General features: G+C 73.4%; 13 protein-coding genes. 10 read left to right on the forward strand and 3 right to left on the reverse strand.

All coding sequences use genetic code 11. The annotated features are described in order from the left end of the window. The first annotated feature begins 9 nt into the window (after positions 1-9). Positions 10-2,208 (forward strand): OmpL47-type beta-barrel domain-containing protein, encoded by a 2,199-nt coding sequence (locus tag ACVV2G_RS25660; RefSeq protein ID WP_453845131.1) that lies wholly within the window; start codon positions 10-12, stop codon positions 2,206-2,208. Between the two features lies 1 nt (position 2,209). Here the strand turns inward: ACVV2G_RS25660 and ligD are convergent, their stop codons facing one another. Then, positions 2,210-3,235, reverse strand: a complete 1,026-nt coding sequence (ligD, locus tag ACVV2G_RS25665; protein WP_453845132.1) for a non-homologous end-joining DNA ligase — start codon at positions 3,233-3,235, stop codon at positions 2,210-2,212. Positions 3,236-3,558: 323 nt separating this feature from the next. Between ligD and ACVV2G_RS25670 the strand changes: the two genes are divergently transcribed. After that, a complete protein-coding gene (locus tag ACVV2G_RS25670; protein WP_453845133.1) occupies positions 3,559-4,626 on the forward strand; it encodes an ATP-dependent DNA ligase in 1,068 nt (355 codons plus the stop codon). Between the two features lie 22 nt (positions 4,627-4,648). Here ACVV2G_RS25670 and ACVV2G_RS25675 read toward each other — a convergent pair whose 3' ends face one another. Beyond that, positions 4,649-5,839 (reverse strand): zinc-dependent alcohol dehydrogenase, encoded by a 1,191-nt coding sequence (locus ACVV2G_RS25675; RefSeq protein ID WP_453845134.1) that lies wholly within the window; start codon positions 5,837-5,839, stop codon positions 4,649-4,651. A gap of 211 nt (positions 5,840-6,050) precedes the next feature. Between ACVV2G_RS25675 and ACVV2G_RS25680 the strand changes: the two genes are divergently transcribed. After that, on the forward strand, positions 6,051-7,022 hold the full coding sequence (locus tag ACVV2G_RS25680) for a DUF3048 domain-containing protein (protein WP_453845135.1): 972 nt from the start codon (positions 6,051-6,053) through the stop codon (positions 7,020-7,022). On the opposite strand, the gene ACVV2G_RS25685 is transcribed toward ACVV2G_RS25680, so the two are convergent. Beyond that, a complete protein-coding gene (locus ACVV2G_RS25685) occupies positions 7,023-7,487 on the reverse strand; it encodes a MarR family winged helix-turn-helix transcriptional regulator (protein WP_453845136.1) in 465 nt (154 codons plus the stop codon). It lies immediately after the preceding gene. 223 nt (positions 7,488-7,710) lie between these two features. Between ACVV2G_RS25685 and ACVV2G_RS25690 the strand changes: the two genes are divergently transcribed. From ACVV2G_RS25690 to pcaDC, 7 genes are read left to right on the forward strand one after another with little or no spacing between them, the layout of a single operon-like run. Further along, a complete protein-coding gene (locus tag ACVV2G_RS25690) occupies positions 7,711-8,466 on the forward strand; it encodes a CoA transferase subunit A (protein ID WP_453845137.1) in 756 nt (251 codons plus the stop codon). After that, the gene (locus ACVV2G_RS25695; protein WP_453845138.1) at positions 8,466-9,110 is read left to right on the forward strand and encodes a CoA transferase subunit B; all 645 of its coding nucleotides are present in this window, start codon (positions 8,466-8,468) and stop codon (positions 9,108-9,110) included. Before ACVV2G_RS25690 ends, ACVV2G_RS25695 begins: the two co-directional genes overlap by 1 nt. Further along, positions 9,107-10,348, forward strand: coding sequence for a thiolase family protein (locus ACVV2G_RS25700; protein ID WP_453845139.1), 1,242 nt, complete (start codon positions 9,107-9,109; stop codon positions 10,346-10,348). Before ACVV2G_RS25695 ends, ACVV2G_RS25700 begins: the two co-directional genes overlap by 4 nt. A 17-nt stretch (positions 10,349-10,365) precedes the next feature. Continuing rightward, entirely contained in the window at positions 10,366-11,139 is a 774-nt protein-coding gene (gene pcaH / locus ACVV2G_RS25705) for a protocatechuate 3,4-dioxygenase subunit beta (protein WP_453845140.1), read from the forward strand. Between the two features lie 6 nt (positions 11,140-11,145). Next, complete coding sequence (pcaG, locus tag ACVV2G_RS25710) at positions 11,146-11,751, forward strand: protocatechuate 3,4-dioxygenase subunit alpha (protein WP_453845141.1); 606 nt, start codon at positions 11,146-11,148, stop codon at positions 11,749-11,751. Then, on the forward strand, positions 11,748-13,076 hold the full coding sequence (gene pcaB, locus ACVV2G_RS25715; RefSeq protein WP_453845142.1) for a 3-carboxy-cis,cis-muconate cycloisomerase: 1,329 nt from the start codon (positions 11,748-11,750) through the stop codon (positions 13,074-13,076). The genes pcaG and pcaB overlap by 4 nt, the downstream gene beginning before the upstream one ends. Further along, positions 13,073-14,194: a bifunctional 3-oxoadipate enol-lactonase/4-carboxymuconolactone decarboxylase PcaDC gene (gene pcaDC, locus ACVV2G_RS25720; protein ID WP_453845143.1), complete on the forward strand. Its 1,122-nt coding sequence runs from the start codon at positions 13,073-13,075 to the stop codon at positions 14,192-14,194. The genes pcaB and pcaDC overlap by 4 nt, the downstream gene beginning before the upstream one ends. Positions 14,195-14,205 lie beyond the last annotated feature (11 nt).

Below are 14,205 nucleotides of genomic sequence, written 5' to 3' on the forward strand. Positions count from 1 at the left end.
CGACGAAGAATGTGGGCCGCACTGCTGGCCGGTCTGCTGATGATGCTCGGACTGCAGGCGACGTCCGCCTCCGGGCAGCCCGGGGGCGAGGCGCGGGCCGCCGCCGCGGACCAGGTCCTCACCTGGACCGCCGGGAACGACATCACCGCGTACACGTCGGCGCCCGAGACGGCGGTGGCGGGTCCGGCCACGATCGTCTTCGAGAACAGCGAGGCGACCGGCAACACCACCGGCATGCCGCACACGCTGACGTTCGTGACCGGCGACCCCGGGTACAACAGCGACGTCCAGCTCAACATCCTGGCCAGCCCCTTCGACGACCAGGGCGGCAGGCACACCGCCGAGGTCACCCTCACCCCGGGCCGCTACCTGTACCACTGCACGATCCCCGGCCACGGGGAGATGAAGGGCGTGCTCGTGGTGACCGAGGGCGGCGGTGCCGAGGACACCACGGCACCCGAGACCTCGGCCGAGGTCGGCGGCGTGCGGAACGCCGACGGCGCGTACGTCGGCTCCGCGTCGGTGACGCTCGGCGCCACCGACGAGGGCGGCTCCGGCGTCGAGCGGATCGAGTACGCCGTCGGCGCCGACGACGCCTGGCAGCCGTACACCACGCCGGTCGTCGTCGACCAGGTCGGCGAGCACACCGTGCGCTACCGGGCCTTCGACAGGGCGGGCAACGCCGCCGAGGAGAAGAGCGTCACGTTCACCGTGGCCGCCCCGGACACCGACGACACGACCGCGCCGGAGACCTCGGCGACGGTCAGCGGTGAGAGGGTCTCCGACGAGGAGGACAGCGCCTACATCGACATGGCGACGGTGACCGTCACCGCCTCGGACACCGGCTCCGGCGTCAACACCATCGAGTACGCCGTCGGGGACGGCGCCTGGCAGGCGTACACCGCGCCCGTCATGGTGCACGCGGTCGGCGAGCACACCGTGCGCTACCGCGCCACCGACAAGGCGGGCAACGTCGCGGCCGAGAAGAGCGTCGCCTTCACCGTCGTCGCCGCTCCCCCCGAGGACACCGTCCCGCCGGTGACCGGCGCGACGGTGGAGGGCGACAAGAACTCCGCCGGCGCGTACGTCGGCAGCGCCAGGGTGACCGTCGGCGCCACGGACGAGGGCGGCTCCGGGGTGGCCGGCGTGGAGTACTCGCTCGACGCCGGGCCCTACCTGGCGTACACCGGGCCCGTGGTCGTCGACCGGGTGGGCCGGCACACGGTGAGCTACCGGGCGAGCGACAAGGCGGGCAACACCTCCGAGCCGCTGACCGTGAGCTTCACGGTGGTGTCGGGCCAGGTGCCGCCGCCGCCCTGCCCGGAGTACGACGAACGCCTCACGGTGATCGTCGGCACCGTCGACACGGGTGTGCCCAACCGGGTCACGAACAACCGGTGCCGGATCAACGAGCTGATCGAGGACGAGAAGGACTGGTCGTCGCAGCAGCTCTTCCTCAAGCACGTCCGGGAGGTCATGGACCGGCTGCTGGACGAGGGTGTCGTGGACCGGCGGGAGTACCGGGCGGTCAACCAGGCCGCCCGTCAGTCGGGGATCGGCGTGCCCGGCCAGACCGAGGGCTACCGCGCGATCCTGGACGGCTCCCCGGAGTCCTTCGCCCAGTGGCAGCAGGTGGGCGGCGGTTCGTTCGCGCTGAACGACGACGGCTCGATCACCTCCGGCACCAGCACGCCCGGCATGGGCATGCTGTGGTTCCCGGAGCGCACGTACGGGGACTTCTCGCTGAAGCTCCAGTGGCGAGACGACGCGCCCGGCACGGCGAACACCAACGGCGGCGTCTTCGTGCGCTTCCCGCAGGTCCACGACCACCCGGAGGAGTCCCGGCCGGAGTGGGTCGCCATCAAGTACGGGCACGAGGTGCAGGTGTTCGACGGCCCGTCCGGCGACATGTACAAGTCGGGGTCGGTCTACGGCTTCGACCGGGTGGGCCTGGCCGGCGCCGGGGTGACGGAGAAGGGCACCTGGAACGACTACGAGATCCGGGTGGTCGACCAGCACTACTCCGTCTACCGCAACGGCGTGCTGATCAACGAGTTCGACAACACCGGTGGCCAGGACTTCTCCCCGCCGCGCTCGGACGACCCGGGCACGGACGGGCGGCGGTTCGCCTCCGGCTACCTCGGTCTCCAGGTCCACGGCACGACGGACGTGGTGTCGTACCGGGACGTGAGGATCAGGGAGTTGTAGCTCACCCCTCGTGAGGGCGCGGCTTCTTCGCGCGGCTCGGCTGTACCCGGCTGGGTTCCCCCGGCATCTTCGGATACTCGGGCGGGTACGGCAGATCGGCGAGCCCGTGGTCGTGCTCGTCCTTCGTCGCCAGTTCCAGCAGGGCGTCGAGGGAGTGGGCCTCCTCGTCCATGCCCGCGTGCACGTCGCCGAGTGCGGCGAAGCGCGCGGGCATGGTCGTGATGTCGAAGTCCCGCGGGTGCGCGACGCCCACCTCGGTCCAGGTCAGCGGCGCGGAGACCGGGGCGTTCGGGCGGGGGCGCACGGAGTAGGCGGAGGCGATGGTGCGGTCCCGGGCGGTCTGGTTGTAGTCGATGAAGATGCGCTCGCCGCGCTCCTCCTTCCACCACTTGATGGTCACCCGCTCGGGCATCCGCCGTTCCATCTCGCGTCCGACGGCGATCGCGGCGCGCCGCACCTGGGTGAAGGTCCAGCGCGGCTCGATCGGCACGAAGACGTGGATGCCGCGTCCGCCGGATGTCTTGGGCCAGCCGTGCAGTCCGCCGAACTCCGCCAGTACCGCCCGCAGTTCGTGGGCGGCGCGGGCGGCGTCGTCGTAGTCGGTGCCGGGCTGCGGGTCGAGGTCGATGCGCAGTTCGTCGGGGTGGTCGACGTCGCCGCGGCGCACCGGCCAGGGGTGGAAGGTGAGGGTGCCGTACTGGGCGGCCCACAGCGCCGCGGCCTCCTCCGTGGGGCACATCTCGTCGGCGCTGCGACCGCTGGGAAAGGTGATGTGCGCGGTCGGGATCCAGTCGGGCATGCCCTTGGGCGCGCGCTTCTGGTAGAACCACTCGCCGGCGATGCCGTCCGGGTAGCGCTGGAGGGTGGTCGGCCGCTCGCGCAGGGCGCGCAGGAGGCCGGGCGCGACCGCCTGGTAGTACCGGGCCACGTCGAGCTTGGTGTAGCCGTGCTCCGGGAAGAAGACCTTGCCCGGGCTGGACAGCCGCACGGTCCGTCCGCCCGCTTCCAGTTCCACCGCTTCCGCCATGCGAGCCACGGTAGGCCCGCGGCGGGGACCTCGCACATCAGGCGACGGCCGCGGAAGCGGTGGCCGGAGACCGGTACGGAGGGAGGGGAAACCGGCGCACGACGAAGCGGGGCGTCACCGGTCGTGCGGGACCAGCCGTGAGGGACCGGTGGTGCGCGACCAGCACGGCGACCTGCACGGGGGCCCTGACAGACTGGCGGAGTCGCGCCGCGGGTGCGCGGCGGCGTCGACGCCCGGTCTCCCGGGGCGGTCCCAGATGCAGCAGGCTGATCACCCGGCACGCTCAACAAGCGGGGGCCGGTGGCCGCTCCTACAGTCGGATCATGGATCTGCCCGTCATGCCGCCCGTGAAGCCCATGCTCGCCAGGTCCGTGGCGAAGATCCCGCCGGGTATGCACTACGAGGCCAAGTGGGACGGGTTCCGGTCGATCGTGTTCCGCGACGGCGCCGAGGTCGAGTTCGGCAGCCGCACCGGCAAGCCGCTGACCCGGTACTTCCCGGAGCTGGTGGCGGCGGTGCGGGAGCGGTTGCCCGAGCGGTGCGTGCTGGACGGAGAGATCGTGATCGCGCGGGAGGGGCACCTGGACTTCGACGCGCTGACCGAGCGGATCCATCCGGCCGACTCCCGGGTGCGGATGCTCGCCGAAAGGACACCGGCCTCCCTGGTGGCCTTCGACCTGCTGGCGCTGGACGACGCGTCCCTGCTCGACGTAAAGCTCTCCGACCGGCGGGCGCTGCTGGTCCGGGCGCTGTCCGGGGTCACGCCGCCCGTGCACGTGGCGCCGGCGACGGACGACATCGAGGTGGCCCGGCGGTGGTTCGAGCAGTACGAGGGGGCGGGGCTCGACGGCGTCGTCGCCAAGCCGCTCGACCTGCGCTACCGCCAGGACGAGCGGGCCATGTACAAGGTCAAGCATGAGCGCACGGCGGACGCGGTCGTCGCGGGCTACCGCCTCCACAAGAGCGGTCCCGTGGTCGGCTCGCTCCTGCTCGGCCTCTACGACGGCGAGGGCACCCTGCAGCACGTGGGGGTGAGCGCGGCCTTCACCATGAAACGGCGCGCGGAGCTGATGGAGGAACTGGAGCCGCTGCGCATGGACGACGTGCGGGAGCATCCGTGGGCCGCCTGGGCCGAGGAGGCGGCGCACGAATCGGCCCGGCTGCCAGGCGCCCCCAGTCGCTGGTCGGGCAAGAAGGACCTGTCCTGGGTGCCGCTCAGGCCGGAGCGGGTCGCCGAGGTGGCGTACGACCACATGGAGAACGGGGCGCGCTTTCGGCACACGGCCCGCTTCCGCCGCTGGCGCCCGGACCGGACGCCGCGCAGCTGCACGTACGCCCAGTTGGAGGAGCCGGTCCGCTACGACCTCGCGGAGATCCTCGGCGGCCCGTGACGGGCTCCTCCCGGGCGCCCGGTCACGGCTGCATCAGGACCTTGACCGCGCCGTCCTGCTTCTTCTGGAACATCTCGTACGCGTGCGGCGCGTCCGTCAGCGGTACCCGGTGGGTGGCGAAGTCGTCGACGCCGAGCGGGTCCGCGTCCGTCAGGAACGGAATGATCTCGTCGCTCCAGCGGCGCACGTTCGCCTGCCCCATCCGCATCTGGATCTGCTTGTCGAACAGGGTGAGCATCGGCATCGGGTCGGCCATGCCGCCGTACACGCCGGACAGGGAGATCGTGCCGCCGCGCCGTACCAGGTCGATGGCGGTGTAGAGGGCGGCGAGCCGGTCGACGCTGAACCGTTCGGCGAGCGGGCCGCCGACGGCCCGGGGCATCACCGCCGCGGCCTGCTGGATCAGCTTGGCGGCGGCTCCGCCGTGCGCCTCGGTGCCGACCGCGTCGATCACGGCGTCGGGGCCCCGGCCGCCGGTCTCGTCCCGGATCGCGGCGACGAGTTCCTTCTCGTTGTCGAAGGACCGCAGGTCGTACGTCTCCACGCCCCGTTCACGGGCCCGCCGCAGCCGCTCCGGCACGAGGTCCACGCCGAACACCCGCCCGACCCCCTTGGCCCGGGCGATCCGGCAGGCCATGTCGCCGATCGGCCCGAGGCCGAGCACGGCGACGCTGCCGCCCTGGGGGACGCCGGCGTACTCGACCGCCTGCCAGGCGGTGGGCAGGACGTCGGACAGGTAGACGAACCGGTCGTCGGCCGGGCCCTCCGGCACCTTGATCGGGCCGTACTGGGCCTGGGGCACGCGCAGGTACTCGGCCTGGCCGCCGGGCACCGCGCCGTACAGACGGGTGTAGCCGAACAACTGGGCGCCCATGCCCTCGCCGGTGACCTGGGTCGTCTCGCACTGGGTCGGAAGCCCGGTGCCGCACATGTAGCAGTGCCCGCACGCGATCTGGAACGGCACCACGACCCGGTCGCCGGGCTTGAGGCCGGTCACCTCGGCGCCGACCTCCTCCACGATGCCCATGGGCTCGTGGCCGAGGATGTCACCCGGCGTCATGAACGGCGTGAGCACCTCGTACAGGTGCAGGTCGGAGCCGCACAACCCGGTGGACGTGACGCGGATGACCGCGTCCGTCGGCTCCTGGATCCTCGGGTCGGGCACCTCCTCCACCCGCAGGTCCCGCTTGCCCTGCCACGTCACTGCCTTCATCGCCTCGCGCTCCCTCCGTCGCCCCGTGCGGGCCGGTCCTGCGTGGCGGCCGGGTACCCGGCCGCCCCCCCGCCGAACCGCCGCCGGTTTCGTCCGAACAGCGGATCATGTGACGCGCACCGCGCGCCGTATCAGATTCGGTCAGGTATGGCACTAAATGCTTCCTGAAGCACACAATCGATGACAGAGGATGGGTGGGCGGGTGGTCGGAATGCGACGAAGGAAGCACAGGCGGCGCGGTGGCGCGCTGCTGACCGCGACGCTGGCGCTCTCACTGGGGGCGGCCTGCACGGCCGGCCCCGGGGCGGGGGACGACGCCCGGGCACCGGAACCGGCACGGTCGCCCACCGCGGACAGCCGGGCCTCGGTGCTCGCCGTCAAGGTCGACAACGTCCCCGCCGCCCGCCCGCAGTCGGGCCTCACGGCCGCGGACGTGGTCTACGTGGAACCGGTGGAGGGCGGGCTGAGCCGCCTGATGGCGGTCTACGCGACGGAACTGCCCGGGTCGGTCGGGCCGGTGCGCAGCGCCCGCGAGTCGGACCTGGAGCTGCTGCGCCAGTTCGACCGGCCGACGCTGGCCTTCTCCGGCGCGCAGAGCAAGCTGCTGCCGCTCATCGACCGGGCACCGGTGCGCGCGGTACCGCCGGACGACGAGTCCGGCGCCTACGTGCGTGACGAGGACCGGTCCGCCCCGCACAACCTGTACGTACGGCCCGGCCGGCTGCTGCCGAAGACTCCCGGCGCCGACGCCCTGACCACGGGTTTCCGCTACGGCGAGGCCCCCGACGGCGGCCGGGCCGAGACCTCCCGCACGGTGCGCTACCCGTCGGCGTCCTTCACCTTCACCTGGTCCGACAGCCGTGACCGCTGGCTGGTCGCCATGGACGGCGCCCCGGCCCGGACGGCCGAGGGCGGACGTCTGGCACCGGCGACGGTCGTCGTGCAGCACGTGACCGTCCGCGAGTCCGCCTTCCGCGACTTCCGGGGCAGCAACTCGCCCTACGTCGAGTCGGTGGGGTCCGGGACGGCCGAGGTGCTGCGCGACGGGCGGGTGTACGACGCGACCTGGAAGCGCGGCGGACCCGCGGACGGCACGTCCTTCACCGCCGGGGACGGTACGCCGTTGGACTTCGCGCGGGGCCAGGTGTGGGTGGTGTTCGTCGACGCGGCGAAGCAGCCCTGATCAGCCCGGGGCCACCGCGGGTTCGGCCGGGTGGCGGAGCCCTTCGGCGGCGTCCGCGACCCGGCGGATCAGGTCGAGGAGGACGGCCTGCTCGTCCGCGGCGAGCGGGGCGAGGAAGACCTGGTTCATCCTGGCCGTGCGCACGGCCAGCCTGCGGTGGACGCGCAGCCCCTCGTCGGTCGGGCGGAGCAGGGAGCGGCGGCCGTCCTGCGGGTCGCGGACCTTGTCCAGCAGCCCGCGCCGGCCGAGCCGGCTGACCACCTCGGCGATGGTGGAACGGTCCAGGCCCACCCGCTCCCCCGCCGTGCGCTGGTCCAGGCCCGGCTCGGCGACCAGGGCGTTGAGGACCGCGAACTGCGGAGAGGTGATCTCCTCCGAGACCATCGTGTTCCACAGCAGGTAGTGCGCCTGCTGCAGCCGCCGGGCCAGGTGCCCGGGGTGGGTGGTCAGGTCGACCGCGGCCATGTGCGCTCCTGTGGTCATTTCTGTTGGTGCACTGACGATACATCGGACCGGTATCGGCTGTCCGGTGACGCGACAGGCGATCCACCTCGCACGATGTGGACTCTTGACGCCCCGGGCGTCCGGTGGCAGCGTGTGGGGCACCTCGCTGAGATACTCAGTGCGCTGATTAATCGGCAGGACCGGTGCGCGGTTCCGGGCGCTTGGAAGAGATGGGGCTTCTCGGATGGACAAGGTGGTGGCCACGGCCGCCGAGGCGGTGGCCGACGTGCCGGACGGCGCGTCGCTCGCGGTGGGCGGTTTCGGGCTGTGCGGCGTGCCCGACGTCCTGATCGGGGCCCTGTACGAGCGCGGGACCGGCGGCCTGTCGGTCGTCTCCAACAACTGCGGGGCGATGGAGTCCGGACTGGCGGTCCTGCTGGCCGCGGGGCGGATCGCCCGCGTGACCGGGTCCTACATAGGCGCCAACAAGGAGTTCGCGCGGCAGTACCTGGGCGGGGAGCTGGAGGTGGAGATGATCCCGCAGGGCACGCTGGCCGAGCGGCTGCGGGCCGGCGGGGCCGGCATCCCCGCCTTCTACACCCCGGCCGGAGTCGGCACGCAGGTCGCCGACGGCGGGCTGCCGTGGCGCTACGACGGCTCCGGCGGGGTCGCGCTGGCCTCGCCGCCGAAGGAGGTCCGCGCGTTCGACGGCACCGAGTACGTGCTGGAGCGCGGCATCCGCACCGACTTCGCGCTGGTGCGGGCGGCCAGGGGCGACCGGCACGGGAACCTGGTGTTCAACAGGTCGTCGCGGAACTTCAACCCGCTGGCGGCGATGGCCGGCCGGGTGACGGTCGCGGAGGTGGAGGAACTGGTCGAGCCCGGCGGGATCGACCCGGACGCGGTGCACCTGCCGGGGATCTTCGTGCAGCGGGTGGTCGCGCTGACGCCCGAGCAGGCGGCGGACAAGAGGATCGAGCGGCGGACGGTGAGTTCCTGATGGCCTGGACGCGTACGGAGATGGCCGCGCGGGCGGCGCGTGAACTGCGGGACGGCCAGTACGTCAACCTCGGCATCGGCCTGCCGACGCTCATCCCGAACCACCTCCCCGAGGGCGTGGAGGTGACCCTGGAGTCCGAGAACGGCATCCTGGGCACCGGCCGGTACCCGACCGAGGACGAGGTCGACCCGGACCTGATCAACGCCGGCAAGGAGACCGTGACGGTCCTGCCGGGCGCCTCCTTCTTCGACTCGGCGCTGTCCTTCGGCATGATCCGGGGCGGTCACATCGACGTGGCCGTGCTGGGCGCGATGCAGGTCTCCGCGACGGGCGACCTGGCGAACTGGGCGGTCCCGGGCAAGATGATCACCGGGATCGGCGGGGCGATGGACCTCGTCCACGGTGCCCGCACCGTCATCGTGGTGATGACCCACACGGCCAAGGACGGCTCGCCCAAGATCCTCCGGGAGTGCGCGCTGCCGCTCACGGGCAGGGCGTGCGTGGACCGCATCGTCACCGACCTCGGCGTCCTCGACGTCACCGGGGACGGACTCGTCCTCGTGGAGTGCGCGCCCGGGGTGAGCGCCGACGAGATCGCCGCCAGGACCGACGCCGAGCTGACCGTCGCGAAGGGACTGAAGTGAAGGACGTCTACGTCGTCGACGCGGTGCGGACCCCGTTCGGCAAGTACAACGGCGGCTTGGCGGGCGTCCGCCCGGACGACCTGGCCGCGCACGCCGTCCGGGAGCTCCTCGCCCGCACACCCGCCCTGGACCCGGCCCGCGTCGAGGACGTGTACTTCGGCAACGCCAACGGCGCCGGCGAGGAGAACCGCAACGTCGCCCGCATGGCCGCCCTCCTGGCCGGCCTGCCCACCACCGTGCCCGGCGTCACCGTGAACCGGCTGTGCGCCTCCGGCCTCGAAGCGGTGATCCAGGCCGCGCGGGCCGTCGCCGTCGGGGACGCCTCGATCGTCCTCGCGGGCGGGGTGGAGTCGATGACCCGGGCGCCGTACGTGCTGCCCAAGTCGGACCGGCCCTTCCCCGCCGGGCACACCGAGCTGTACTCCACCACCCTGGGCTGGCGCATGACCAACCCGAGGATGGACCCGCAGTGGACCATCCCCCTCGGCGAGAGCGCGGAACTGATCGCCGACAAGCACGGCATCACCCGGGAGCAGCAGGACGTGTTCGCCCTCGCCTCCCACCACAAGGCCGCCCGGGCCCAGGGCGACGGCCTGTTCGACGCCGAACTCGCGCCCGTCCCCGTGCCCCGGCGCACGGGCGACCCGGTCGGCTTCGCCGCCGACGAGTGCGTACGCCCGACGGCCTCCCTGGAGGCGATGGCGAGGCTGAAGCCGGCCTTCCGCACGACGAGCGAAGCGGGACCGGGGTCCCCCCGTCCGGAGGCCGGGGGAGGCACCGTCACCGCGGGCAACGCCTCGCCGCTCAACGACGGCGCCGCGGCGCTCCTCCTCGTGGACGAGGAGGGCCTGGCGGCCACCGGCCGCGAACCCCTCGCCCGGATCTCGGCGACCGGTGTCTCGGCGACCGACCCGCACTACTTCGGACTCGCCCCCGTCGAGGCCGTGAACCGCGCCCTCGTCAAGGCCGGCCGCACCTTCGCCGACCTGGACGTCCTCGAACTCAACGAGGCCTTCGCCGCCCAGGTGCTGGGCTGCGTGGCCGAGTGGCCCGAGTTCGACCCCGCGATCCTCAACCCCCAGGGCGGAGCCATCGCCCTGGGCCACCCCCTGGGCGCCTCCGGTGCCCGCCTCGCCGGCACCGTCGCCCACCAGCTCGCCCGCAGGGGCGGCGGCACCGGCATCGCCACCCTCTGCATCGGTGTCGGCCAGGGCCTCGCCCTGGTCCTCGACCGCTAGTCACCCACGGGAACCCCATGACTCTCACCCAGCACGACATCGACGCGGAGATCGCGGCCGAGCGCGCCGCCTACGCCAAGCGGGTCACCGACGGCGGGCCCCGAGAGCACCACCCGCGCCGCGACTACGCGCCGTACCGCTCCTCGGTGCTGCGCCATCCGAAACAGCCGCCCGTCGCCATCGACGTCACCAAGGACCCGGAGCTGGTGGAGCTGTCCTCCCCCGCCTTCGGGGAGCGGGACATCACCGGGATCGACAACGACCTGACCCGGCAGCACGACGGGGAGCCGATCGGCGAGCGCATCACCGTCTCCGGCCGGCTCCTCGACCGGAACGGCAGACCCGTGCGCGGCCAGCTCGTGGAGATCTGGCAGGCGAACTCCGCCGGCCGCTACGCCCACCAGCGCGAGCAGCACGACGCGCCGCTGGACCCGAACTTCACCGGTGTGGGCCGCACCCTCTCCGACGACGACGGCTTCTACCGCTTCACCACCGTGCAGCCGGGCCCGTACCCGTGGCGCAACCACGTCAACGCCTGGCGCCCGGCGCACATCCACTTCTCGGTGTTCGGCTCGGCGTTCACGCAGCGGCTCGTGACGCAGATGTACTTCCCCGGCGACCCGCTGTTCCCGTACGACCCGATCCTGCAGTCCGTGACGGACGACGCCGCGCGGCAGCGACTGGTCGCGACCTACGACCACAGCCTGTCCGTGCCCGAGTTCTCCCTCGGCTACCACTGGGACATCGTGCTCGACGGCCCGAACGCCACCTGGATCGAAGAAGGACGCTGACCCGCCATGACGAGGATCGACACCAGCAGCCCGGAGCACGTGCTGCCCACGCCGTCGCACACGGTCGGCCCGTTCTACGGGTACGCGCTGCCCTTCCGCGGCGGTGAGGACATCGCGCCCACCGGGCATCCGGACACGGTCACCGTGCACGGGTACGTGTACGACGGCGGGGGCGACCCGCTGCCGGACGCGCTCGTGGAGGTGTGGGGGCCGGGTGCGGACGGCACGCTGCCGACGGCCGACGGCTCGATGCGGCGCGACCCGGCCTCCGGCGGCTTCCTCGGCCGCAACGGCGTGGAGTTCACCGGCTTCGGCCGCATCCAGACCGACGCGAACGGCCACTGGTACGTGCGGACGCTGCGGCCCGGCGCACGCGGGGGCCACGCGCCGTACGTCAGCGTGTGCGTGTTCGCGCGCGGCCTGCTCGTGCACCTGTTCACCCGGATCTACCTGCCGGGCGACGCGGCGCGGCTCGCCGCCGACCCGCTGCTGTCCCGGCTGGACCCGCACCGCCGCGACACGCTGATCGCTTCGGAGGAGGGCGGCGGGACGTACCGTTTCGACATCCGCCTTCAGGGCGAGGGCGAGACGGTCTTCCTGGAGTTCCAGTGACATCAGCTCCCGACACGGGTCTGCTCGCTCCGGGGTGGGCGGGTGCGCCGGCCGCCGACGCCACCGACGACCGCGCCTACCTCCGGGCGCTGCTCGACGCGGAGGCGGCCCTGACCCGGGCCCAGGCCGGGCTGGGGCTCGCCCCCGCCGGGGCGGCGAGCGCGGTGACCGAGGCGGCCGACCCGGCCCGTTTCGACGTGCGCTCCCTGGCCGAGCGCGCCCGGAGCGGCGGGAACCCGGTGATCCCGCTGGTGGCCGACCTGACCAAGGCGGTCGGCGAGGAGTTCGGGCCGTACGTGCACCGGGGTGCGACCAGCCAGGACATCCTGGACTCGGCGACGATGCTGGTCGCGGCCCGCACCCTGGACCTGCTGCTGCCCGGCCTCGGCCGTGCGGAGGCGGCGCTGGCCCGGCTGGCCGCCGAGCACCGGGACACGGTGATGCCGGGCCGGACGCTCACCCAGCACGCCGTGCCGACGACCTTCGGGCTGAAGGCGGCCGGCTGGCGGGCGCTGGTGCTCGACGCGCGGGACCGGATCCGGACCGTGCGCGACGCCCTGCCCGCCCAGCTCGGCGGCGCCGCGGGGACGCTGGCCGCCTTCGGGGCGTACGGCGCGACGGACCCGACGGCGCTGCCCGCGGCGTACGCCCGTGAACTCGGCCTGCGGACCCCCCTGCTGCCCTGGCACACCCTGCGCACGCCGGTCGCCGACCTGGCGGGCTGTCTCGCCCTCACCACCGGGGCGCTCGGGAAGATCGCGGCCGACGTGCTGACGCTCTCCCGCACGGAGCTGGGCGAGGTCGCCGAGGGCAACGGCGGCGGCTCCTCGGCGATGCCGCACAAGGCCAATCCCGTACGGGCCACGCTCATCGGGGCGGCGGCCCGGCGCGCGCCGCAGCTCGCGGCCACGCTGTACGGCTCCCTGGCCGCCGAGGACGAGCGGCCGGCCGGTGCCTGGCACGCCGAGTGGGAGCCGCTGCGGGACCTGCTGCGGCTGGCCGGCGGGGCCGTTCACGACGCCGCCGCGATGGCCGGGGCGCTCCGGGTGCGCCCGGACGCCATGCGCGCGCACCTGGGTCTCACGCACGGACTGATCGTGTCCGAGCGGCTCTCCGCCGAGCTGGCGCCGGTGCTCGGCCGGGCCCGTGCCAAGGAGCTGCTCGCCGACCTCGCCCGGCGGACGTACACCGAGGGCCGCGACCTCGGCGGTCTCCTCGCCGAGGTACCGGAGCTGTCCGGTGTCGACCTCGCCTCCCTGACCGACCCCGCCCGCTACACCGGCTCCGCCGGAGCCCTGACCGACCGTGCTCTGGAGCGACGTTGACCGTGCTCAACCACCTGGCCGAAGGCCCCGCCTCCGCTCCCCCGCTGCTGCTCGGGCCCTCGTTGGGCACCTCGTACGCGCTGTGGGACCAGGTGGCGCCCGAACTGTCCGCCGGGCACCGGGTGATCCGCTGGGACCTGCCGGGCCACGGGGGCTCGGCCGCGGACCTGATCGGGCCGGGCGCGACCGTCGGGGACCTCGCCGGCCTGGTGCTGGCGCTCGCCGACTCGCTCGGGGCGGAACGGTTCGCCTACGCCGGGGTGTCGCTGGGCGGCGCGGTGGGGCTGCATCTGGCCGTGCACCACCCGGAGCGGGTGTCGTCGCTGGCCGTCGTCTGCTCGTCGGCGCACTTCAACGGTGCGAAGGCGTGGGAGGAGCGGGCCGCGACGGTGCGCGCGGAGGGGCTGGCGAAGCTCGCCGAGAGCGCGGACGACCGGTGGTTCACCCCGGGATTCACCGTGCCGGAGCTGGTCCGGGACCACCGGGAGGCCGACCCCGGGGCGTACGCCGCCTGCTGCGACGCGCTGGCCGCCTTCGACCTGCGGGACCGGCTCGCGGAGATCTCCGTGCCGACCCTGCTGGTCGCCGGGCGGGAGGACCCCGCGACGCCGCCCGCGCATCTGCGGGAGATCGCCGACGCCGTGCCGGGGGCCACGCTGACCGAGCTGCCGGGGGCCTCGCACCTGGCGCCGGCGGAGCGGCCCGAGGCGGTGCTGACCGCGCTGCGGGCGCACTTCGGCGGCGGGGCCGGGCGGGGCATGGCGGTGCGGCGCGAGGTGCTGGGCGACGCGCACGTGGACCGGGCGCAGGCCCGGCAGACCCCCTTCACCGCCCGTTTCCAGGACTTCATCTCGCGCTACGCCTGGGGCGAGATCTGGACCGACCGGACGCTCTCGCGCCGTGAGCGCAGCATGATCACGCTGACGGCGCTGGTCGCGCACGGCCACTACGAGGAACTGGCCATGCACGTACGGGCGGCGCGGCGCAACGGGCTGACGACGGACGAGATCGGCGCGGTGCTGCTGCAGACGGCGGTGTACTGCGGGGTGCCGGCGGCGAACTCGGCGTTCGCGGCGGCCCAGCGGGTGCTGGCCGAGGAGGACGGCGCCGGCGGCTGACGTGCTCCGGC

The sequence above is a fragment of the Streptomyces sp. JK94 genome, from assembly GCF_053613315.1.

Coding starts and splice junctions, on each gene's coding strand:
- ACVV2G_RS25660 (WP_453845131.1), top strand. CDS start 10: ATGTGGGCCGCACTGCTGGCCGGTCTGCTGATGATGCTCGGACTGCAG.
- ligD (WP_453845132.1), bottom strand. CDS start 3,235: ATGGCGGAAGCGGTGGAACTGGAAGCGGGCGGACGGACCGTGCGGCTG.
- ACVV2G_RS25670 (WP_453845133.1), top strand. CDS start 3,559: ATGGATCTGCCCGTCATGCCGCCCGTGAAGCCCATGCTCGCCAGGTCC.
- ACVV2G_RS25675 (WP_453845134.1), bottom strand. CDS start 5,839: ATGAAGGCAGTGACGTGGCAGGGCAAGCGGGACCTGCGGGTGGAGGAG.
- ACVV2G_RS25680 (WP_453845135.1), top strand. CDS start 6,051: ATGCGACGAAGGAAGCACAGGCGGCGCGGTGGCGCGCTGCTGACCGCG.
- ACVV2G_RS25685 (WP_453845136.1), bottom strand. CDS start 7,487: ATGGCCGCGGTCGACCTGACCACCCACCCCGGGCACCTGGCCCGGCGG.
- ACVV2G_RS25690 (WP_453845137.1), top strand. CDS start 7,711: ATGGACAAGGTGGTGGCCACGGCCGCCGAGGCGGTGGCCGACGTGCCG.
- ACVV2G_RS25695 (WP_453845138.1), top strand. CDS start 8,466: ATGGCCTGGACGCGTACGGAGATGGCCGCGCGGGCGGCGCGTGAACTG.
- pcaH (WP_453845140.1), top strand. CDS start 10,366: ATGACTCTCACCCAGCACGACATCGACGCGGAGATCGCGGCCGAGCGC.
- pcaG (WP_453845141.1), top strand. CDS start 11,146: ATGACGAGGATCGACACCAGCAGCCCGGAGCACGTGCTGCCCACGCCG.